Raw genomic sequence first — 22,221 nt, 5'->3', positions numbered from 1 at the left:
TAGCATGACTACTCGTTTTCAAGCGGAGACCCGCATTCCATTAAATACATCCCGACTTCGGGATCTACGCAAATCTGGGCGGTTGCCAGGTATTGTTTTTGGCAAGAATACGGAGAATGAGATGATTCATATTCCAACAATACAATTGCAAAAATGGTTGAAGCAAGGTGCGTCTGGTTTTATCGAACTGCAGTTTGAAGAGAAGGGCTCATTGACTGTATTGTTGGAGGACCTCCAGCGTGATTCGGTTACACGGGATTTGATTCATGTGGATTTTCAGCAGGTGCAGACCAACGAGATCCTGCGCACAAAAATTCCCGTCAAGTTCAACGGCACACCGATGGGCACGAAGCAGGGCGGAGTTGTGCAAATTCAATTAGCTGCTATTGAAGTGGAGGCATTGCCAGGTCATTTGCCAACGTCGGTTGAATTTGATATTAGCGCTATGGATCTTGGAGAATCGTTGCATGTAAGGGACGCAAAGTTCGCACCAGATGTAACGGTTATTTCTGAGGGAAATGAGTCTCTTCTCTCTGTAGTAAAACCTTAACTATGTGATCTGTCTGAGCCCACAATGCGTTTTTGCTTCCACAGAAGATATCTGGAAATAGAAGATAGGTCCAAAACTGAATAAGTCAAAATTAGCTGTATGGGTGATAACCCGTATGGCTAATTTGTGCTGATCACAATATGTTGGATAATACCCCATTCGCACAAGCAGGTAGCCTGCTCCTAGCGTAAACTGAATGATAACCAGTGAGCGAGGTGAAATTCTATGGCACAATCCAAAGAAATGTCCGCTCGGGCTAAGAAGCTCCAGGGTCGTCCGGTCTGCGTAACGCTGCGCAGTGGAGAGACTTACGTTGGCTACATTACGGATGTGAATAGCAACGGGGTGGTCATTGCTGGCGCTGGAGCTCGCCCACGCATGTCTTCCGTGAAGAAAAGCTCCCGCTCTGCCAAGCACAGAGTCGGTGCACATGCCCTGAGTGTTCGTTCGGGCAACCGGAAAAGCAGCACGCGCCAACTGTCCGTTCGGTCGCGCTCCCGCAAGCGGGACGCTCAGGTGTCGGCTTTCATGCCGATGATGGGCTCGATGCTTGGTGGACTTGGAGGCAGTGGTGGCCTGGGTGGTCTTGGTGGCGCAGCAGGAGTCATCGGCGGAGGCATGCGGCTGTTCGGCATGTTCCAAAAATTTGTTCCGGTCGTTAAGATGGGATACGGCATGATCAAGTCCATACGCCCGTTCTTCGGTGCTGTTCAAGGCTTGATGACCCCGGCCGAGGCCGCCGCACAGGATAATGAATAATCTTAGATCCGCGAATGGTAAGCTCCCTTCGGCAACCCGAAGGGGGTTATTCTTGTAGTACTGTCGAGGTGCTATTTAATATTTTTCTTTAGCAACCGCAGACGTTTCAATCCCACTGCTCATTTTTCTGAATAGTAAGATGGCAAGAAGTAATGCAACGCCTACAGCAGCCAGACCTACCCAATTCAAATTCAGAACAGAGGTACGACTGATGACAAGGCCGCCTAATCCAGATCCTAGCGCAAAACCAAATTGGATGAAGGACGTATTTACGCTCAGGGCAATGTCTGGATTGCGAGGTACCAGAGTGACCAAAAATAGCTGCTGAGCAGGGGAAATGCTCCAGGTCGCTAACATAAAGATCATCAAAATGAAGATTAATACAATGATATGGACACCAGCTAGAGTGAATAAGAGGAGCATTGCTCCTTGCAACAGGAGTCCGAGATAAATGGTGAATTTGGATCCCTTTGTATCTGCCAATTGCCCACCCAATTTGGAGCCGATAAAGCTGCAAATTCCTGCCAGAAATAAAACACCGCTAATTTCGGTTATGGAAAGAGAGGATACGGCTTGTAAGAAGGGTGTAATATAAGTAAAGAGCGTAGCGTAACCACCAATATAAAATAAAGTAATAGCTAAGGCTGTTACAATTTTTGAATCTTTTAAAATAGAGAGCTGCATCTTGAGGGTAATAGCTTCATCTTCTCTGATTGAAGGAACCTTTTTATAGATGATAAACAATGGAAGAACGCTTATGATACCGATCAAAACAAACAAAACTTTCCATCCAAACATCTCGCTAAAAAATGTACCGGCTGGAACACCCAGAACTAAAGAACTACTGAGCCCCATCAAGATAATACCAATGGCATTACCCCTTCTTTCTTTTTCGACGAGTCGTGTCGCTACAGCCATGGCTACTACGGTAGCGATCCCTCCGCTGGCCCCTTGAATAATTCGCACCCATAATAATGTTTCGTAAGAAAGGTTTACAAGCATAAGTCCGTTGCTGGCAATAAATACACTGAGGGCAGCGATCAATAGCTTCTTGCGATCCATATTTATGGTTAATGCAATGAGAATCGGAGCAATAATGGCCGCTGCCAGAGCAAATACAGTCACCAGTAAACCAACCTCGGAAGTAGATACGCTCAAGTCCGCGGCGATCATTTCGATGACTCCTGTTATAATATATTCAATGGTTCCGATTAGGAAAACAGCAAGTGCTAGAACATATATAATCCATTTATTTTTCATTTCAAACTGTTCCTCCTCAGTTTCATTCAAGCAAGTAAATTGTGTAATCCTTCATATAAAAAAACGTATTTTCACAGCTAAAGCATGAACTGACTTCCGGCTTCCTTGTCATCACTCTACGATGCTGCTATTGTTAAGTCAAAGAAACGTTGTTGAATATAACCTTCATTTTTTTTGAACTAAGGAGCGAAAACTTGATGGAATTGCGTCAATTAAAAACCTTTTATACGCTTGCTTCCACACTCAACTTTACCCGAGCTGCAGAAGTGCAGAACTATGTCCCTTCAACGGTTACGATGCAAATGAAGGCCCTAGAGGAAGAATTGGGTGTCAAGTTGGTGGACAGATTGGGTAAAAAAGTGACTTTGACCGATGCAGGGAGAACGTTCCTGCGCTATGCGGATAATATATTGTGTGTGGTTGAAGAAGCACAGCATGCCGTCAAGCAATCCGGCGAATTGACGGGTACGCTAGTCATAAGTGCCGATGAAACGTTGGTTACGTACCGACTACCGGCTGTATTGCGCCAGTTTCGTTTGCGCTATCCAGGGGTTCGGTTAATGTTTCGACCGCTGGCTCATTCGAACCTCAAACAGAGCTTGCGTGAAGGGGACTCTGACATTATTTTTATGCTGGATGAGGACAAGAGCGAGACAGGATTTTGCGGTGAAAAAATGATGGATGAGCCCTTTCATCTATTGGTATCCCCAGATCATCCTTTGGCTGCACGTACTACACTAGCTATTGAAGATTTTCATGGCGAGACCTTTTTGTTGACGGAGAAGGAATGTTCTTATCACATTTTTTTTGATCGAAGTCTTTCACAGAAGGGCATGGGGGCAATTACCGAATTGGAGTTTCACAGTGCTGAGGCTATTAAAGAATGTGCGAAAATAGGAATGGGCATTGCGATACTGCCTGAAATGTCCGTGATCGGAGAAGTGAATCGGGGAGAACTCGTTCCGTTGCCATGGGATTTGACCGCTACATCGTTTGCAACCCAGATGTTTTGGCATCAAGAGAAGTGGATCTCGCCTGCAATCGAAGCCTTCTTGAGCTTGACCAGAGAAACCTTTTTGGAAAATAACACTTAAAGAAATCTCGCACAGGTATGCCATAAGAATGCTATTTATACGACATGGGGTCCGTAATTATGGATTGCGTATAACCCTGATATTTGGATGTTTTAAAGAAATCCATTGATTGATATCCTACCCTAATAACACTGGTATTTACCATCCGGTCTTTGCCGCACTCTTGAAGAGTATCTTGGTTTAAGGCCACTGGAGCGGGATGAATATCTTATGAATGCAAGGGAAGCTCTATTTTCACGGGGCTGGGGATGGAAGACGTAATCAGGTCATGAAGGAAAATCCAGAGGTGTGTTTTACGGTATGTGAGGAATATGGAACCATCACAGATCCGGTACCTGCCAAAACGGATACGGCTTATATGAGCGTAATGATCTTTGGACAAGCAGAACCGATTACGGATTTGGACGAAGCCACTCACGTACTTCAGGAAATGATGAATAAATATGTACCGGGCTATTATAACCGCCCTTTGCCCAAGCAGCATGTGGAAAAGTATAGGTCGGCTGTATTCGGCGGACCGGTTCAAGTATGCAGGGTAATTCCGCACCATATGACAGCCAAAGAAAGTCCTATAGAAGCAGAAAAAATGTATAGAGCGGACATGAAAGCAGGACGAGGGAATAAATAATACATTGGATTGGTTCTGACTAAAATACGATTACATTCATCTGAACATAGAACGTCTGTTACAAATCGCTTTTATGAGCTACAGATGATTAGCCAACAATATAAAACAGCGACAGTTAGGACAAAGGAATCTTTGTCGCAACTGCCGCTATTTGTCTATTTCGCATGATAGCCCTTTGGAAATCACCATCAGTGATTCTGAGATGGGGTCTTCAATGATCGTACATTCCAATTCGAAAATAACTTTGATCTTATCTCCCAAAAGGGAGCTGATGATATTAATCAATGTATTACATTCCATATCATGGTATATTTTAAATATCAAATCATGTAAGGAGATTCAATATGCCCACTCCATTCGTAAAAAAGTTGATCGTATTCTTTCTAGTTCTCGTATTAGTACCGACTACAATTATCTCGGCTGCTCCCGTCATTAAAGACGCAGCTCTAGCAAAGGTCATTCGGGGAACATTGAAAATATCAGCTAAAAAAGAAGTGAAGACGAGCGATCTGAGAAAATTAAAATCCCTGTATGCCGAGGATACCCAAAAGAGGATTTCCAATTTACAGGGGCTTGAAAATGCCGTTAACCTGGTGGATCTAATGTTGCCTAGCCAAAATATAAAAAACATAACCCCACTTCGTAAGCTTACAAAGCTGACGTTTCTAGTTCTTGAAGGAAATCAGATTACAGATCTCTCGCCACTGTCGGGACTTACGAATCTGAATAGTCTGCTTATAGACGGTAACCAGATTAAAAGTCTGACGCCGTTGAAAAATTTACATAAGCTGACCAGTCTACTCGCCAGTAACAATCAGGTGACCGATCTAAAGCCTCTTCAGAAGTTAAAGCTAGAATGGATGATTATGAGTGGAAATAAAATTCGAGATTTGACCCCGCTGAAGAATCATCCGACATTGCAGTATCTATATCTGGACAGTAACCTCATTCAGGATATAGCGGTGCTTGAGACGATACCCCATTTACAAGAGGTATCTTTGGCGGATAACCCGTTAAATGAACATGCGGAGCAGGTTGTGAAAAAGCTTGAGAAGAAAGGCGTCATGGTAAGCTTGGAAAATGATGAAGCGGATAAGAGGGAGTGAATTCGATTTCATTTGGATGAATCGGTCATTTCGATGCTACACAGGTGGTTGCTATTAAATAGGAGGCCGTCGATGAAGTCGACGGTCTTTTTCGGTCACAACAAAACCCTCAGTCCGACTGAGGGCTCCAGAACGTTTGAATGCCTATTTGTTAGGTCAGAAATACAACTTTGGAGGCGTACGATACTTTATCTTGCAGCCCCCTTACCCATCCCGCACCTATTTATTCCACCTGGATTGCTTTCACCGTCTCCCCCTCAACCAGCACGGGTTGATAGTAGGTGTGGGTGGGCAGGTCCTTTTTGCCTTGCAGGTTCTTGATAACCCAATCCGCAGCGTCGCGGCCCATTTGCTCCTGGGGGTGGGTTAATGTCGTGAGTTTGATGTTCGCGTTCTTGGCAATGTACGAATTGTCCTGGCCTATGATGGATAACTCATCTGGGATGGATATCCCCAATTTTCGGCATGCATGTACGACCTCCAAGCCCACCTCGTCGTTATAACAAACGATGGCGGTCAGTGCATCCCTGTTTTCGTTCAGAAAAGTCTCCAGATTGGTGGACAGGTCCGGCTTCGACGCCGTATCGAATGAAAGCACCTGCTCGGGATGGAAACGTAATTTGGCTTCCCCCAGCGCTTTGATGTACCCCTTCATCCGATACTTCCCTTGCAAATCATCCATTTTTGCGATAATGCCAATCTGGCTATGTCCTTTGGCGATCAGTTCACGAGTGGCGAGATAGCTGGACTGCACGTCATCCAGACAGAAAAAAGGAACCTCTAGCTCTTCATAAAAGGCATTAATCATTGTAAAGGGTACGTCCTGCTCTTTGAACGACAGGTAGTACGCAATGTTGGGATTGTAGAGATTACTTTTGGTCGGTTCGACGATCAGGCCATCCACACCGTAGGACAGCATCATTTCGAGTGCCTTTTTCTCTTGTGCAACATCATTGTTGGTACTGGCTAACAGCAAAGAATAATTGTCTTCATTTAATCGGCTCTCAATACCGCGGATGATGGAAGGAAAGATGTAATCTGAGATGTACGTTGTGATGACACCAATGGTTTTGTTCATCGTATTCCCGCCCGATCTGGATCGGAATTGATTGCTTACATAAGTGCCTGAACCCTTCTCACTTCTTAGAAAACCTTCGTTGGATAGCTCCAAAATGGCTTTCCGTACCGTCTGGCGGCTCACGTTGTAGCTGTCCTGCAAAGCGGATTCGGTAGGGATTTGTTCCCCTACGGTATAGATTCCTGATAGGATATGGCTTTTGATATCATCAATGATGACTTGATACTTTGGCTTCACACAGTCCACTTCTTTCATCGTTACTTATCTATAAAAAAACATCATTATATACATAGTTGTACGTACATATTTTAGCATGATTCAGTTGGAATGGATATATTACAGCGCGTTTGGAGAAATAAACCGTACAAATCCTTTTTTTCACGGGAGTCTGTACCTTACAGCATAACCTATATCGTATGTTTATAAGAACAAATAGAGTTTATATTATGTATATTGTAAGTATAACTACTATATATTATTGACAAATGTACGTACAAAAAATATACTAAGGCTGTCAGAAAAGGAAAGCGCATTCTTAGAAATGTCTTTATACGAATTTATGAATGGATCATAAGCCAATGTAGCTTGGAAGCATCATCTTATATATGCCATCCTTCGGATGTGAAATCGCGACCAGAGAGGGGATTACGTGAGCATGAGTCATGTGGATATGAAAGAAGCGATTACCAAGGGAGGCACTTCACTTGGAATCGAATTTGGATCGACGCGGATTAAGGCGGTGTTGATCGACGAACGTTTCGAGACCATTGCGTCAGGCAGTTATGAATGGGAGAACCTCCTCAAAGACGGCTATTGGACGTACAACCTGGAGGATATCATCACAGGTCTTCAGACCGCTTACCGTGAAATGAAGCAGGACGTGGAACGGAAATACGGAATCACACTGCAAACGATAGGCTCCATTGGATTCTCCGCCATGATGCATGGTTATATCGCATTGGATAGCGCGGGTGAGCTACTGGTACCGTTCCGAACGTGGCGTAACGCGACCACTGGAGTGGCTGCGAGAGAGCTGACGGACCTTCTGCAATTCAATATTCCGGAACGCTGGAGCATCGCCCACTTGTACCAAGCGATCTTGAATGAAGAGGCGCATGTACCTCGCATTGATCACCTGACAACCCTGGCTGGTTATATCCACTGGTTATTGACCGGCAATAAAGCAATTGGCATCGGCGATGCTTCAGGCATTTTCCCCATCGACGAGTCTACACATAATTACCATCCATCCATGATCCAACAGTTCGATGACCTGATCGCAGGCAAAGGTTATCCATGGAAAGTCGAGGACCTTCTTCCGAAGGTATATCTCGCTGGTGAGAACGCTGGCGAATTGACCGAGGCAGGAGCCAAGCTTCTCGATCCTTCGAATGATTTGCAGTCAGGCATTCCGCTCTGTCCGCCAGAAGGTGATGCCGGAACGGGCATGGTGGCGACAAATAGCGTGAGAAAGCGTACGGGCAACATCTCTGTCGGCACGTCTGTGTTCGCGATGATCGTATTGGAGAAGGAGTTATCCAAAGTTTATCCCGAGATTGACATGGTTACGACACCAGATGGCAGCCCAGTCGGCATGGTGCATGCCAACAACTGCTCCAGTGACATTAACGCATGGATCGGATTGTTCCGTGAATTTTCCCAGGCGATGGGATACGAAGCCGACAACGGCAAGCTGTTCAGCGTCCTGTTCAACAAAGCGCTCGAAGCGGACCCGGATGGCGGCGGTTTGCTGAGCTACGGTTATTACTCGGGTGAGAACATTACGGGCCTGGATAAAGGTCGCCCTTTGTTCGTCCGTTCACCTGAAAGTAACTTTAATCTGGCTAATTTCATGCGGACGCATCTGTTCAGCGCTTTTGGTGCGCTCAAGATCGGTATGGACATTTTGACGAAGAACGAACATGTGGCTATTGATAGCATTTTGGCTCATGGCGGGTTGTTCAAAACCCCTGTTGTCGGACAACGGATCGTAGCTGCTGCAATGAACGTGCCGGTGTCAGTGATGTCCACGGCGGGTGAAGGCGGTGCATGGGGCATGGCACTTCTGGCTTCGTACTTGATTAACAAGGATGAGCAGGAGAGTCTGGATGTATTCCTGGAGCAGAAGGTATTTAATGATGTCGAAGGTGAGGAAGTTGCGCCGGATGCATCGGACGTCAAAGGGTTTGAAGCATTTATCGAACGCTACCGGAACGGCCTTGCGATTGAGCAGGCGGCAGTAGATCATCTGGTAGAGAACGGGAGGGACTAATATGTTAGAACAACTGAAAGAAGAGGTATTCCAGGCAAATCTGGAATTGCCGAAGCATGGGCTAGTGAAGTTCACATGGGGTAACGTCAGTTCGATGGATCGGGATAGTGGCCTGTTTGTCATCAAACCGAGCGGCATCAGCTATGATGTGATGAAACCAAGTGACATGGTTGTAGTCGATCTGGACGGCAATGTAGTGGAGGGGGAGATGAGACCTTCCTCCGATACTGCAACTCACGCGGTACTGTATAAGCACTACCCGGAAATCGGTGGTATTGTGCATACCCACTCCACGTGGGCGACCATTTGGGCGCAAGCAGGACTGGACGTACCTGTAATGGGAACAACGCATGCTGACACCTTCTATGGTGCAGTGCCATGTGCCCGTTTCTTGAACCAAGAGGAGATCGATCGGGGATACGAAGCGGAGACCGGCCGTGTTATCATCGAAACCTTCGAACAGCGCGGGCTTGATGTGATGGCGATCCCGGCGGTTCTGCTTCATGGTCATGCACCCTTCACGTGGGGCAAAGATGCCAAATCAGCGGTCGTAAACAGTGTTGTGCTGGAGGAAGTATGCAAAATGAACCTGTACGCCCGTCAATTGAATAACTTCGCGAAGGAACTGCCGCAAGGCATTTTGGATAAACACTATTTGCGGAAACATGGGAAAGACGCGTACTACGGACAGAAGTAATCGTGATCTAAAGCATAGCTTCGCGTTTATCACGAAAATCCCCTGTTATAGAAAGGGATCAAGGTTCTCCGAGAATAGCCACTGATCGAAAGATTATTCTGGCTGCGTAGTGGTCCAGTGTAACACCATTTATCCAACTTATAAAAAAATGAAAAGAGGATGATTACATGTCAGCAACAGCAGCTAAAGAGTTCTGGTTTGTCGTAGGTTCGCAGCATCTGTACGGAGAAGAAGCATTGGGCGAGGTTAAAGGCAACGCACAGAAAATTACGGATGCTCTGAACGCAAGCGGCGTATTGCCATACCCGCTCGTATTGCAGGATTTGGCCGTAACCGCGGATAAAATCACAAGCATCATGAAAGAAGTGAACTATCGCGACGAAGTGGCTGGTGTCATCACGTGGATGCATACGTTCTCGCCTGCAAAAATGTGGATTCGTGGTACCAAATTGCTGCAAAAACCGTTGCTTCATCTGGCTACGCAATACAATGAAAGCATTCCTTGGGCTACGATTGACATGGATTTCATGAACTTGAACCAAGCCGCTCACGGTGACCGCGAATATGGTTTTATTAATGCCCGCCTGAGAAAACAAAACAAAATCGTTGTTGGCTACTGGGAGCGTCCAGAAGTGCAGCAGCAAGTGGCAGATTGGATGGACGTGGCAGTTGCCTACAACGAAAGCTTCAACATCAAGGTAGCCCGTTTTGGCGACAACATGCGTAACGTAGGCGTGACCGAAGGGGATAAAGTGGAAGCGCAGATCCAATTCGGATGGACGGTTGACTACTTTGGCATCGGCGACCTTGTGCAGTACGTAAATGCCGTGACCGAGCAAGAAATCGATGATCTGATCGCCCAGTATGCGGACCTGTACGAATTCGATTATGGCACGAACAGCAAGGAAGCTTGGGAAGCCAGTGTACGTGTGCAAGCGAGCTATGAAATTGCGATCAAACGTTTCCTGGACGAAGGTGGATACAGTGCCTTTACGACCAACTTCGAAGATCTGCATGGCATGAAGCAGCTTCCGGGTCTGGCTGTTCAACGCCTGATGGCGCAAGGCTACGGTTTTGCTGGTGAAGGAGACTGGAAAACGGCTGCACTTGATCGCTTGATGAAAATTATGGCCCATAACGAAAACACGGGCTTCATGGAAGACTACACATATGAGATGGCAGCTGGTCAAGAGGCTATCCTTCAATCTCACATGCTTGAAGTGGACCCAACACTCGCCAGCAACAAGCCGAAAATTATCGTGTCCCCACTGGGTATTGGCGATCGTGAAGACCCTGCACGTCTCGTATTCGACGGTAAAGCCGGAGAAGGTGTAGTGGTATCCATGGCAGACTTCGGTACGCATTACAAACTGTTAATCAACGAAGTATCCGCATTCGAGCCAACTGTTCCAGCGCCTAACCTGCCGGTAGCCCGTGTACTGTGGAGTGTGAAGCCCAACTTCCAGGATGGGGTTAGAGCTTGGATCGAGAATGGCGGCGGTCACCATACCGTGGTTTCCTTAAACTTAACAACAGACCAGATCGTGACCTATGCGAAGCTGGTGAACCTGGAGTACGTTGTCATCAAATAATGTTGAGCGTTAGCTATTGTTGAACTCATACAAGTTCTTTCCTTGCGGCCGGGGGTTAATCCCTGGCCCTTTATCATGGTGTGACTCAGGATGACGGGGCTAAACTCAGGTTTTGCGTCATTCCAGGGCAAGGTACCGGGGAATAATTCTCGAACGACCATGAGGTGACGTTACTTATGTCATCACGAAGTTATGAAAAAGCATCTCGAAAGAGGTGTTTTTTTCGTTACAGCAAGATTTGGAAAGTGTATGTCTAGCCATTTATGTTATCTTGTGTTCAACAAAACCAATATTCCAAACAGAATGGGGGCAGAAAAGAGTTCACGGTTATTAAAGCGCCAAGATTAATTTGAATCGATAGGCAGCTTTTTGATAGGTGCATAAATGTGGTAGGCCGAATCAAGATTGTGGATGTCATCAAAAAATTGAATAAGTTCAATATGTGAATCATCTGTTTCCTGCCTAGAAATCTTTAAAAATCTTGCATAATCCGTTTTGAGAACATCACCTATATCAAGGAGGTCGCCAGAATATTTGAACTTGGCACAGAAAATTTGAGGTACATCCACGGTAAAATAAAAAGGTTTATTGATCTGAATATCAAATGGGATCCCAAACAAAACCTTGAAGCGGGAAGAATTGGGCTCACAATTCGAATAAATGACAAAACATGGACCATGAATTGTTTTATCAATGTCATTTAACAGTTTGTGCGAATGAGATCGAATCTTCGTCTTGTAGTCATCCGTTGCCAGGTCAACCTCAAAGGCTATGCCGCTCACCCTGATGGATTCGAACTCCGCTAGGGTGAAATCGGTAACAATATCACCATTGATGTTTTTAATGGGTCTTCTAATCACTGAAGGGAGGGGTGTTTGGGAAATGTTCATATCTTTTACTCTTAGAGAGCTTGGAGCAATACCGTACTGGCGTTTGAAAGCGCGGGTGAAAGATGATGGAGTTCCGAAGTTTAGCTGGTAGGCAATATCTGTTAGTGGTAAATGATCGGTTTGAATGAATTGTAGTGATGCATTCAATCTTCTGGAAAGTATGTAATTGTTTAAGAACAACCCATCATGGCAGAGAAAAGTCTGTGAAAGTAATATTTGGACATGTTGAAGGTATTAGCGACAGACTCCAGTGATAAAGGCTGATCTAAATTGTTCTCAATATGGGTTAAAGCACTCTCTATGACTTCATAATGGTCCATAATATCCCCCATCCATTTGATAAGAATGTTCTCTAATTATTGCAATAATGTTAATTAGCTAAGGAGGTAAGGTTTATGATGCAAGACAGAATGAATGGGATCATAATCGGCATTCTTTATATTGTAGCTGCGGTCACTTCGGTCATCGCTGTTATTTCCTATGAGCCGGTATTGTCAGAACAATGGTATATGTCCGTGGCAAATGGATTGAGAACAAAGGTTTTACTCGGTGTCCTTAACGATCTCTTGCTCGTTCTGTCTGCAGTAGGTACAGCGGTTATGTTGTTTCCTTACCTTCGTCGCTTCAATGAACATCTAGCACTAGGACATCTATGCTTTCGATTTATGGAAGCTGTTCTTATTGTAATAGGTGTGGTGAGTATATTAGGTTTATTACAGCTTAGTGTTCATTATGAGGCAAACAGCATAACAAGTGAAGAAAATCTTCACGAGATCGGCTACATGCTGCAGGCCTTCCATCGTTGGACTTCAATGTTAGGTCCCAATTTCATGTTGGGTATCAATACGGCATTGTATAGTTATTTGCTTTTTAGAACAGGTTTAGTGCCAAGACCGTTAGCGCTGTTTGGTATGATTACAGCAGTATCAGTATTCATAGCCGGTCTATTAGAAATGTTCGGTATCGTAGAACCTCTCTCAGCAGCAAAAGGATTGATTGCTCTACCTGTAGGTGTTTATGAGATGAGTTTGGCAGTCTGGTTGATTGTAAAGGGTTTTTACAAGCAAAACCTAGAAAAACTAAAAGCTTAATAGAGTGATTGTATTAATCAACAAGCGGAGATAGATCTATAAAGAAAAGGATGTTCAAAGAAGTCGCTCCATTGCCAAGGGAATAGACTCATACCCTCGCCTTTAGGCGTGGGATTACCCAGTTTCTGTTTCTTCATTGCGCCAGGGAAGCGATTTCATTCTCACTTGTTCGAACCAGTTTACCAGCTTATCGTTCAAGCCGATCCGTAGCTCATTTGAAAACAGATGATCCAGCTTGTGGTAGTGTCTCTCCGCTTCTCGGTGCCTACCGATTGCCGTATACAGCTTTATTAGCGCAAGGCCGTCTTCTTCGTTATACGGATCCACATCATGAATTCGTTCGTACAACGCCAGGGCTTCCTCCAGCATCGCGGATTTCTCATAGAATTGAGCTAACGAACGGGCATTCTGATACCATAGCTTCCGTAGTCTTTCGCGTTCGTCCTCCAACCACCCATAACTAATCTCTTGTAAATAGTCCCCTTCATAAAGCTCAAGCAACCGCTGCAGCTCGGAGTAATTATCGGCCAAATCTCCACCGCTTACCTGCTGCAAACCATTTTCCCATTCATCGACGTCAATCCGAATGCGGCTTGTGTCGAGTATGTAGCCTTCTTGAATAGTCATATTGCGGATGGGAGCATCGACGCCCATTTGCTTCAAGCATTGTCTAATGTGATAAATCGATGTGTACAATTGATTCGACGCCAGTTTCACATCAAGGTTCGGCCACAGTAGCTCCAAAAGCGTCTCCTTGAGGACGATATTGCCACGTTGTTGCAGCAGAAAGGCAAACAGAGCTTGTGTTTTGGCCGTCCGCCATTTTGGAATTTCCGGAGACCCGCCGCTGCGCTGAAAACGGAGAGATCGAAAACACAGAATTCGAAAAGACGCCGTTGAACGGATATCTTCCTGTTTATGAATTCTTCTTTGCATCAGCCGTTTTATCGTTTGATCCAAACGTGGTTGATACAACGGCTTAAGCAAATAATCGACCGCATCCAGCTCAAACGCTTTGACCGCATATGTGTTATCTGCCGTTACAAATACAATATCGACTCCTGGACAAGCCTCCCGTGCCAACTCTATCGCTTCGATTCCAGATAGTCCAGGCAAGTGAATATCGAAAAAAACGACATCCGGTTGAAGTTCCGGCATTCGCTTAATAGCCTCTTCCGCGGTTCCAAACGAGCCGACCACCGAAATAGCGGGATATCCCGATAGAATTTGCCGAATTTGGGTTAACACCAGCGCTTCGTCATCCACCAACATGATCTTCATGTATTTTCACGCTCCATAATAAAACGCATTGTTTTTTGACATGATTCGACCTGCCACACCGATAATATCGGAATTTTGGTAATGGATGATTAGAGCTTGTCCGAGTACGCGCAGCCGCGTCCAATTAGAAGGAGTCACAGTCGGGTGAATTTCCTTGATTCTACGTTGTTAGCTTCAAGTACTTCATTTTGAGGTGAGCGAAAACAATATGTAAAACAATTGTAGAGATCTTGTAAAGTTGCTTTTGTTATAATCACATCTATCGAAGGAAAATGTATTATAACGAGATATGGAGGAATGAGTATGAAATTAAAAAATCGAAGAATGCTATCTACTCTAATGGCAATCGTTATGGTATTGACGATGATGCCTTTTTACCCGTTAGAGGTAAGAGCTGCGGAGACACCAACACTTGATCTTGGTGATCCTATGAGTGTAACCGAAACAACCTATCAGCTATCAAATGCTGCATTTGGAAGCACAGGTGTCGTTAATGCAGGGGGCGGATACTTTAAGGTTGCGGTAAATAATGGATCAATCGATGTTGGGACTCCTCCGAGTGGGATTACCGAGTTGACTAATGGTATAACAATTAGTGGCACTGTTACTGACAAATCTACATCGACCAATAGAGTGTTCAACTTTTCAAGTGAAACTACTTATGAAGACATTCAAGATGTTATTCGAGATATGACATTTACAAAAGTTTCAGGGCAAACCCAAAGGGTCACAGTAAATGTAACGCCTGGGGCGCCATTGGCAAATGGAAAAACATCTGTGCGCACCTACAATGGACGTCATTTTGCCTATGTGCAAAGATTGAGCACCATGACTTTTAAAGATGCTGTGACGATTGCAACGAACAATAACGGACATCTTGTAGAGCCAGCACCAGCTAATCCTGGAGAAATGTTTGCGATTGCCAGTATGTTTGGAGAGTTTAAAAACCCCTTTTCGGGAAACTGGAACTTTTTAACCTTTATAGGCGCCACTAAAACTTACACACCTAATTGGAACACTTCTATTGGTGCCGTGACAAGGTATGTATCAACGGGTTTTCAAACAGGTCTTGAGTCAACGACTAATTATGTGTCTAATGGAGACTACGACCATCTTACACTTCTGCTAGACACGAGTAATAATAAAGTAGGTTACTTAGCCGTAAATAATACACACGGCGGCAGCAGCGCATGGAAAGATCCGGGAGTTATTGTCGAGTATAATTCCGGTGTCATTACCAACATCACTGCCACCAAAGATATACAAGCGAACGAAGTTGTGGCTCCGGCAGCACCGGTAGAAGTTAGCAAAACAGCAACAAGCATTACGTTGCAAGCCGTCACTGGTCAGGAATACAGCATAGACGGCGGTGTGACGTGGCAGGATAGCCCGACGTTCAGCGGATTGACACCGGATACGGACTATATAATTGTAACCCGTGTAAAAGCGACGGCGACGCAGCCGGCGTCTGCTATCAGTACAGGAACATCCATTCGTACATCAACTAAGAACGCGGACTTGGACGGTTTGACGCTGTCGAGCGGCACGTTAAGCCCGGCGTTTGCGGCAGAAACGACAAACTATGCGACAAGCGTGTCGAATGGCGTGAGCGACACGACAGTAACGGCTACGGTATATGATACTGATTATGCTACGGTGACGGCGAGCGTGTACGATAGCGAAGGCGCATTGGTAAAAGGCCCGATTACGTTGACGAGTGGCGTCGCTTCCGAATCGCTTCCGCTCAGCGTAGGCATCAACAAGATCAAGGTGGTTGTGACGGCGCAGGACGGCACGACGCAAACGTACATCATAACGGTTACGCGTGCCCCTCGTGATGACTCCGGCACGCCCGGAAGTCAGACACCTACACCTGTACCAACAACGTCTGTACCAACAACACCAACACCTGCTCCGGCTTCAGGCGTGAAAACAACCGTAAACAATGAAGAGGGCAGCTTCGCTACGGGCACAACGGCAAACAACGTTACGACCGTTGTGATTGATCAAGATAAACTATCGGATTATCTCTCTAAAGGCAACGGACAGCAATTAAATGTCCGTGTGCCGGACGACGGTGACACTAAGGTTGTGGGTTTGACCGCAGCAAACCTGAAGCAGTTGTCCGATACCGGCTCCACGCTGAACATCGAGAACCTGCTTGCTATTTATCCGATTCCAAGCAAACAGCTGGATCTGAGTTCGATCACAAAACAATGGAACGGCGTGCCGCTTGGCGAAATTGCAGTCGATATTGATATCAAGAGATCGTCTGACGCATTGAAAGCCGCAGCAAAAGTTCAGGCGACCAAGGGTGGCTACGATCTGCTGGTTAACCCGGTGGATCTATCGATCAACTTTACGTACCAAGGCCAGTCGGTTAAGCCGGATCAACTGACGGAATACGCGCCTCGCTATATCGCATTGCCTGAAGGCATTGATCCGAACAAAATTACGACCGGCGTCATTGTTAATCCGGACGGTACCGTGTTCCATGTGCCGACACTCATAACGAAAATTAACAACCGTTACTTTGCACTGATCAACGACCTGCGCAGCCAGGGCAGCTACTCGGTCATCTGGAATCCGCAAAATTTTGATGATGTGAAGAGCCACTGGGCACAAGCGAGCGTCAATAATATTGCTGCCAGACTGCAGCTTGAAGGTACAGGCAACAATACCTTCTCCCCGAATCGCAGTATCGACCGTTCGGAATTTGCCACGATTGTGGCAAGTGGACTTGGCTTAATGCGCCAAGGTGTAACCAACACGCCGTATAGCGACGTAGCACCGTCGAGTTGGTACCATGATGCCGTAGCGATTACCAGCCAATATGACATTATCAAAGGCTTTGCAGACGGTGGTTTCCACGGTAGCGAACGGATTACAAGAGAGCAAGGCATCGCCATGATCGCCCGTTCCCTTCATCTCGTTCAGTCGCAGAAGGCGCTGAGCGAAGTGGAAATCAATCAAATTCTGGCTTCTTACAGCGATACGGACCAAATCTCCGGATATGCCCGGGAGTCCGCAGCCCAATTGATTAAGGCTGGCATCCTGCAAGGGACCGGAGGACAGCAGTTGAACCCGAAAGCGGCGATGACGCGTGCGGAAACAGCTGCCATGGTTGAAAGACTGCTGAAAGTTACAAAGTTGATCGACTAGCATTAACGATTAGGAGGGGGCGGACAGCCTCCTCCTTTTTTGTGTCTCACAACACTGGCAAATGTGATGTTGCACCCGCCAAAAAAGATCTGCAAAACTTCATGATATGGATAAAACAAAACCACCTGAAATATGCTGCAAAGTTCCTCCTGTTTCTAAGCCTGAACATGGTCGTACAATTCAAGGGTGTGATAGATCTCCCCGGTGGTTCTCGCGCGCGGAAGGCTGTGCAATGTTGTCGTCGCAATTAATATGCTTGAATTGATGTAGAAACGAAGAAGCGAATTTTTCCCAGAAAGGCTGTTGACCAGCAGTAGCAATATGATACATTGAACGTGTTAGTGATTGATCAATCACTAACAAAACCCAAATGAAATGAGGGCACGCAGGTTGAATTCTCATTGGTGTTCCCTTCCTTCATTCAGCTTCCATTCACATCTGATGGTGAGTACATCCGTTTGAATCTCGGCCGTCAGCTTCCCTTTCATTTTATGCATAAGACTCTTGGCAATGGATAGGCCGCCTGGGGGACGTACCCGCTTTTCCTCACAATGACGCACAATAATTTGTTGATATCGTTGTCATCTTCCACGATTAATATCTCAATATTTTTATTCATATGCTCACCTTTTATCGCTTTGTTGGATTAATCATAAACGTAGGATATTATGATAACAAGGAAAGATAATCATGTTACAGATCAAAATGGAGTGGCAGCTTTTGATTTAGCTAAAGCTTGTGAAAACAAAGCAATTTTGATGTAATTTATCTAACCAGAGCAAGAGCATCGGCAAAGGAGGGAAGAACATGCACACAATAGAGAGCTTAATGAAGCAATTAGAGCAGATGGGCATTGACAGCCAAGGGACGTTGCTGGTCCATTCTTCGATGAAAAGTATCGGGTCTGTCGAGGGTGGCGCGGATACCGTCTTGGATGCGTTCACCGCGTATTTGAAGGACGGACTGCTGGTTTTACCTACCCATACGTGGTCCACAATTAATGCAGACAATCCGATGTTCCACGTGGAATCCTCACCATGCTGCGTTGGCATCCTACCGGAGTTATTTCGCAAACGGCCTGGAGTAGTGCGTTCATGGCACCCTACCCATTCCGTAGCTGCCTTGGGACGGGATGCGGAAGCATTTACGAAAGACGATCATCTTTTTGATACACCATGTGCAAGAGGCTCTGCTTGGGGGAAACTGCTCGATCGGAAGGCAACTATCCTGTTGGTGGGCGTTGATCTGAAAAGGAACACGTTTATCCACGGCGTGGAAGAATGGGTGGATATCCCGGGCAGATTAACGGATGGGCATGAGATGTTATATACCGTTTTACCCGATGGAACTGAGATTTCCGTACCGTCCCGCAGACATTGCGGACTGCCATGGTCGGAGCATTTCTGGAAAGTCGATGACATCCTTGAACGCAAAGGTGCGATGCGTAAAGGGCAGCTTGGTGATGCGGTTGTAAGGGTGTGTGATGCGGCTATGGTGTCGGACATCATCACAGACATGCTGAAAGAGAATCCGGATCTGTTCTCGGATAATTTACCTCTGAAAACGGTATATGAATGATGTAAGGGCCGTCCGGTAGTGGATGGCTCTAAACCTTTTCCCCGTTACAACAGATAACAAGGTACGCTTCGCTTCCAATTTGGGTACTCAAGGTCCTAATTCATTCACAATAACGCAAAAATAGAGCGAGAAATCAATCAGAGGATGGTCATAATTCCATTGTATGGGCTACTCACCCCACTAGCGGTGTGATAAGATATGGTTAATTTAACCATTAGCAGCAGCGAAGGAATATCTTTTATAGGTCTAAAGGTTTATTGAAGCCTCACGTTAAGATTTTAAAATTTCACCTAGATCAATAATATCGTAGCTGTCGCGTCCAAGAAGGAGAAGATTCGTGAACCCATTAGTATGGTATGATCTCTTATTATTCGTCCTATTGTTTGGTGTAGGTGTATATGTGTTTGCTACAGTTAGAATTACGAACTTACATAAGGTGTACTTTTTGTTTCACGGGTTGATGATGCTCTGGCCTTTCTGTCAATTCGCCTCTACGTTGACGGATGATTCCGGTTTGCAGTTGTTCTATGTGACGTTATCTTTCGTCGCAGTCTCCCTGTTGGGGAGCGGGTGGCTTCTACTTACGATCTTTATTACCGGTTATGCGGAGCGTTTGAGCGCAAAAGGGACCTTCCTGCTATTTGTCCCAGCAGTGATTGGGGCTATAGGTGTGGTTGCAAATCCATGGAACGAGTTCGTCATTCCACTGGAGGGCGGATACATCGAGCGGGCATACGGCCCTTGGTTCTGGGTTGTGATGGTTATTCTGGTGAGCTATTTCTTGGCTTCCCTCGTTATTCTGTTCCGGGCGGTGTATTCTGCGCAGACGTCTGCCATGATCAAAAAACAGGTGAGAATCACCCTGTGGGGCATCTTCGTATTGGCTGTTTTTGCAACGATTGATGCTATTCTGAATGTGGTTCTGAGCCAATGGTTGCCGATCATTCCTGGAATGACTTCGCTGGGGATCTTTCTGTCGGACCTCTTCTTTGTTTATGTGATCAAAAGATACAATGTGTTCGATCTGGTCTCCATCGCTCATGAGGATGTGATCAATACGATTCCGTACGGCATTCTGGTACTGGATGAGAATGAGATCATTGTTGAAGTGAACAAAGCCTCCCGATCCTTTATGGATATGCATGTGGGGGATTCTTTTGATATGGAAGCCTTTCTGGAGTCTGTTCATGTCGTGGGCAGCTGCCGGGAGTTCGTCAATCATTATAAGAAAAAAGAAAATACCCTCTCTCACATTGAAGTGATCGTGGAGCGAGACGGCATCCATCACTATATCCTGCAATCGTCTCCGATTGTGGATTCGGCTCTTGTGCCGATCGGTCATATTCTCACGTTCCAGGATGTCTCGCAGGAGCGTTTCTACGTGAAAGAGATGAATCGCCAGAACGTAACGCTTCAGGAGCGAAACCAGGCGCTAGACTTGATCCGTCAGGAGTTATCCGAGGCCAATCGCAAACTGGAGGAACTCGCGCTGACAGACAGTTTAACCAACTGTTACAACCGTCGATATCTGACCCAACACCTGAATCATGAAGTCATTACCAATATTCAATACAAAACACCATTTTCACTCCTACTGCTTGATATCGACTACTTCAAAGCGATCAATGATCGCTATGGGCATGTCATCGGCGATGAGGTGCTCGTCCGCACGGCAGAGGCGGTCAAACAATCGATTCGCAGTACCGATATCCTGACGCGCTATGGTGGAGAAGAGTTCATGATCTACCTTCCGCATACGGAGCATGACTTGGCGAACCAGATCGCGGAACGCGTGAGATTAGCCGTGGAGTCCAACCGTATTATGGTGGATCACGAGATTATGCAGGTGTCCATTACGATTAGTATTGGAATTCTGTCCTTTGAGGATTTTGAAGTTGTGCATGTACCGGAAAATCCGGAGGGGTATTTGACGCATCTATTCGCTGCGGTGGATAAGGCATTGTATCAGGCGAAGCAGAATGGGCGTAATCGGATTGAGTTTGCGGCGTTTGAGCGGGGAGTTGTTTGATAATTAATTGTTAAAGTAGACTTTTGATGAGTCATTTTCTTAAATCCTACAGTAAGCTGGACAAACTTCTTTTATCATTTGTCTGTTAGGATTATACTCAAATTATCGATTTGAGTTTAGAATTTGTAACTAAAGACTCTCGAATAGAGTAGTTTAATTTGTAAAATCAATATTCTAAGAATTAGGAGTGATAGACTTGAGTAAACAAGGAAAAGTTATTTCTTTTATTAATATGAAAGGGGGAGTAGGTAAAACCACCTTGAGTATTGGTATTGCTGATTTTTTAGCAAGGTATGCTGAGAAGAAAGTTTTAATGATTGATATAGATCCTCAATTTAATGCAACTCACTCATTACTGGATACATACAAGGAAAAGAAAAATAATTTAAATAATAATATTGATAATATAGAGATAATAGATGACGAACAAGTGGAATTTGCATTACCTCAGTTAGAAGAAGAAGAGGAAGAAGACGGTACTGAAACTGAAGACACAAGTTATTACAGTGAAGTTCTTAAAAGTAATAAGACTATTTTTCAACTTTTCAAACCTCAGTTAGATGTAAGTCATAAGTTTGTTCTACCTAAACCGGAGAATATAATTATTAACGTTAAAGAGAATTTAGATCTTGTTTGCGGTGATTTGAACCTAGTATTGGCGAATAAAAGTAGCGATTTTAGTTTAGTCAAGCGATTAAGGAACTTTATTTCTACAAATAAATTAAGAGAGGAATATGATTATATTTTAATTGATTGTCCGCCCACTTTAACTATCTATACAGATAGTGCTTTAATAGCTTCCGACTTTTATGTAATCCCCAATAGAGTGGACAGATATTCAATAATAGGGATAGATTCTTTACAAAAAGCAGTAAGTAGCTTAGTAGATGATGAACAAATCCCGTTGCAGTGTTTAGGTATAATCTATACTATGATGAATAAGAAGATTAATACCAAGCAACAAAAAATAAAAGAAGATTTTGAATCTAAAAAATCAGTTCACAGCTTAGATATTTTTGATTCTGTAAGTCATGTTGTTAATCATATTCAATATGGATATAGTGGAACATTACCTACAAGATATAAATCCTCATTAGAGGATATTGAGGCTATAGCGACAGAAATGATAGGAAAAATAGAAGCTTTAAAATAAT

General features: G+C 45.0%; 17 protein-coding genes and 1 pseudogene. 13 read left to right on the top strand and 5 right to left on the bottom strand.

The annotated features are described in order from the left end of the window. The first annotated feature begins 4 nt into the window (after nt 1-4). Complete coding sequence (locus ACR32F_RS32035) at nt 5-550, top strand: 50S ribosomal protein L25 (protein WP_440114878.1); 546 nt, start codon at nt 5-7, stop codon at nt 548-550. Nucleotides 551-775: 225 nt separating this feature from the next. After that, nucleotides 776-1,309 (top strand): hypothetical protein, encoded by a 534-nt coding sequence (locus ACR32F_RS32030; protein ID WP_440114875.1) that lies wholly within the window; start codon nt 776-778, stop codon nt 1,307-1,309. A gap of 75 nt (nt 1,310-1,384) precedes the next feature. Here ACR32F_RS32030 and ACR32F_RS32025 read toward each other — a convergent pair whose 3' ends face one another. Next, complete coding sequence (locus ACR32F_RS32025) at nt 1,385-2,569, bottom strand: MFS transporter (protein WP_440114872.1); 1,185 nt, start codon at nt 2,567-2,569, stop codon at nt 1,385-1,387. A gap of 197 nt (nt 2,570-2,766) precedes the next feature. On the opposite strand from ACR32F_RS32025, the gene ACR32F_RS32020 reads away from it, so the two are divergent. The 3 genes and pseudogenes from ACR32F_RS32020 to ACR32F_RS32010 all read left to right on the top strand — a co-directional run bounded on the left by ACR32F_RS32020 (nt 2,767) and on the right by ACR32F_RS32010 (nt 5,397). Beyond that, nucleotides 2,767-3,663, top strand: a complete 897-nt coding sequence (locus ACR32F_RS32020; protein ID WP_440120079.1) for a LysR family transcriptional regulator — start codon at nt 2,767-2,769, stop codon at nt 3,661-3,663. Between the two features lie 220 nt (nt 3,664-3,883). Next, a pseudogene (locus ACR32F_RS32015) lies at nt 3,884-4,291 on the top strand (pyridoxamine 5'-phosphate oxidase family protein); the annotation flags it as partial. Between the two features lie 344 nt (nt 4,292-4,635). Next, nucleotides 4,636-5,397 (top strand): leucine-rich repeat domain-containing protein, encoded by a 762-nt coding sequence (locus tag ACR32F_RS32010; RefSeq protein WP_440114869.1) that lies wholly within the window; start codon nt 4,636-4,638, stop codon nt 5,395-5,397. 223 nt (nt 5,398-5,620) lie between these two features. On the opposite strand, the gene ACR32F_RS32005 is transcribed toward ACR32F_RS32010, so the two are convergent. Continuing rightward, complete coding sequence (locus tag ACR32F_RS32005; protein WP_440114866.1) at nt 5,621-6,712, bottom strand: GntR family transcriptional regulator; 1,092 nt, start codon at nt 6,710-6,712, stop codon at nt 5,621-5,623. 418 nt (nt 6,713-7,130) lie between these two features. On the opposite strand from ACR32F_RS32005, the gene ACR32F_RS32000 reads away from it, so the two are divergent. The 3 genes from ACR32F_RS32000 to araA all read left to right on the top strand — a co-directional run bounded on the left by ACR32F_RS32000 (nt 7,131) and on the right by araA (nt 11,036). Beyond that, nucleotides 7,131-8,747 (top strand): xylulokinase, encoded by a 1,617-nt coding sequence (locus ACR32F_RS32000; protein WP_440114863.1) that lies wholly within the window; start codon nt 7,131-7,133, stop codon nt 8,745-8,747. A gap of 1 nt (nt 8,748) precedes the next feature. Then, a complete protein-coding gene (locus tag ACR32F_RS31995) occupies nt 8,749-9,444 on the top strand; it encodes an L-ribulose-5-phosphate 4-epimerase (protein WP_440114860.1) in 696 nt (231 codons plus the stop codon). Between the two features lie 167 nt (nt 9,445-9,611). Then, entirely contained in the window at nt 9,612-11,036 is a 1,425-nt protein-coding gene (araA, locus tag ACR32F_RS31990) for an L-arabinose isomerase (RefSeq protein WP_440114857.1), read from the top strand. Nucleotides 11,037-11,380: 344 nt separating this feature from the next. Here araA and ACR32F_RS31985 read toward each other — a convergent pair whose 3' ends face one another. Together ACR32F_RS31985 and ACR32F_RS31980 are read right to left on the bottom strand one after the other, a co-directional pair. Continuing rightward, entirely contained in the window at nt 11,381-12,073 is a 693-nt protein-coding gene (locus ACR32F_RS31985; protein WP_440114854.1) for a helix-turn-helix domain-containing protein, read from the bottom strand. A gap of 23 nt (nt 12,074-12,096) precedes the next feature. Beyond that, the gene (locus ACR32F_RS31980; protein ID WP_440114851.1) at nt 12,097-12,246 is read right to left on the bottom strand and encodes an AraC family transcriptional regulator; all 150 of its coding nucleotides are present in this window, start codon (nt 12,244-12,246) and stop codon (nt 12,097-12,099) included. Between the two features lie 75 nt (nt 12,247-12,321). Here ACR32F_RS31980 and ACR32F_RS31975 point away from each other — a divergent pair, with 75 nt between their 5' ends. Further along, the gene (locus ACR32F_RS31975) at nt 12,322-13,017 is read left to right on the top strand and encodes a DUF4386 domain-containing protein (RefSeq protein ID WP_440114848.1); all 696 of its coding nucleotides are present in this window, start codon (nt 12,322-12,324) and stop codon (nt 13,015-13,017) included. 114 nt (nt 13,018-13,131) lie between these two features. On the opposite strand, the gene ACR32F_RS31970 is transcribed toward ACR32F_RS31975, so the two are convergent. Then, complete coding sequence (locus ACR32F_RS31970; RefSeq protein WP_440114845.1) at nt 13,132-14,298, bottom strand: response regulator; 1,167 nt, start codon at nt 14,296-14,298, stop codon at nt 13,132-13,134. A gap of 303 nt (nt 14,299-14,601) precedes the next feature. Here ACR32F_RS31970 and ACR32F_RS31965 point away from each other — a divergent pair, with 303 nt between their 5' ends. From ACR32F_RS31965 to ACR32F_RS31950, 4 genes are all read left to right on the top strand, one after another. Next, nucleotides 14,602-17,460 carry an S-layer homology domain-containing protein gene (locus tag ACR32F_RS31965; RefSeq protein WP_440114843.1) on the top strand — a complete coding sequence of 953 codons (2,859 nt, stop codon included), beginning with the start codon at nt 14,602-14,604 and terminating at the stop codon, nt 17,458-17,460. An 807-nt stretch (nt 17,461-18,267) separates the two neighbouring features. Then, on the top strand, nt 18,268-19,038 hold the full coding sequence (locus tag ACR32F_RS31960; RefSeq protein WP_440114840.1) for an AAC(3) family N-acetyltransferase: 771 nt from the start codon (nt 18,268-18,270) through the stop codon (nt 19,036-19,038). A gap of 337 nt (nt 19,039-19,375) precedes the next feature. Further along, entirely contained in the window at nt 19,376-21,067 is a 1,692-nt protein-coding gene (locus ACR32F_RS31955; RefSeq protein WP_440114837.1) for a diguanylate cyclase, read from the top strand. 196 nt (nt 21,068-21,263) lie between these two features. Next, entirely contained in the window at nt 21,264-22,220 is a 957-nt protein-coding gene (locus ACR32F_RS31950) for a ParA family protein (protein ID WP_440114834.1), read from the top strand. The last annotated feature ends 1 nt before the right edge of the window (nt 22,221 follow it).

The sequence above is a fragment of the Paenibacillus hebaui genome (genome assembly GCF_051934385.1).
In the GTDB taxonomy this organism is placed as follows: Bacteria; Bacillota; Bacilli; order Paenibacillales; family Paenibacillaceae; genus Paenibacillus.
The sequence above is the reverse complement of the archived record's forward strand: the minus strand, read 5'-3'. Positions and strand labels throughout refer to the sequence as shown.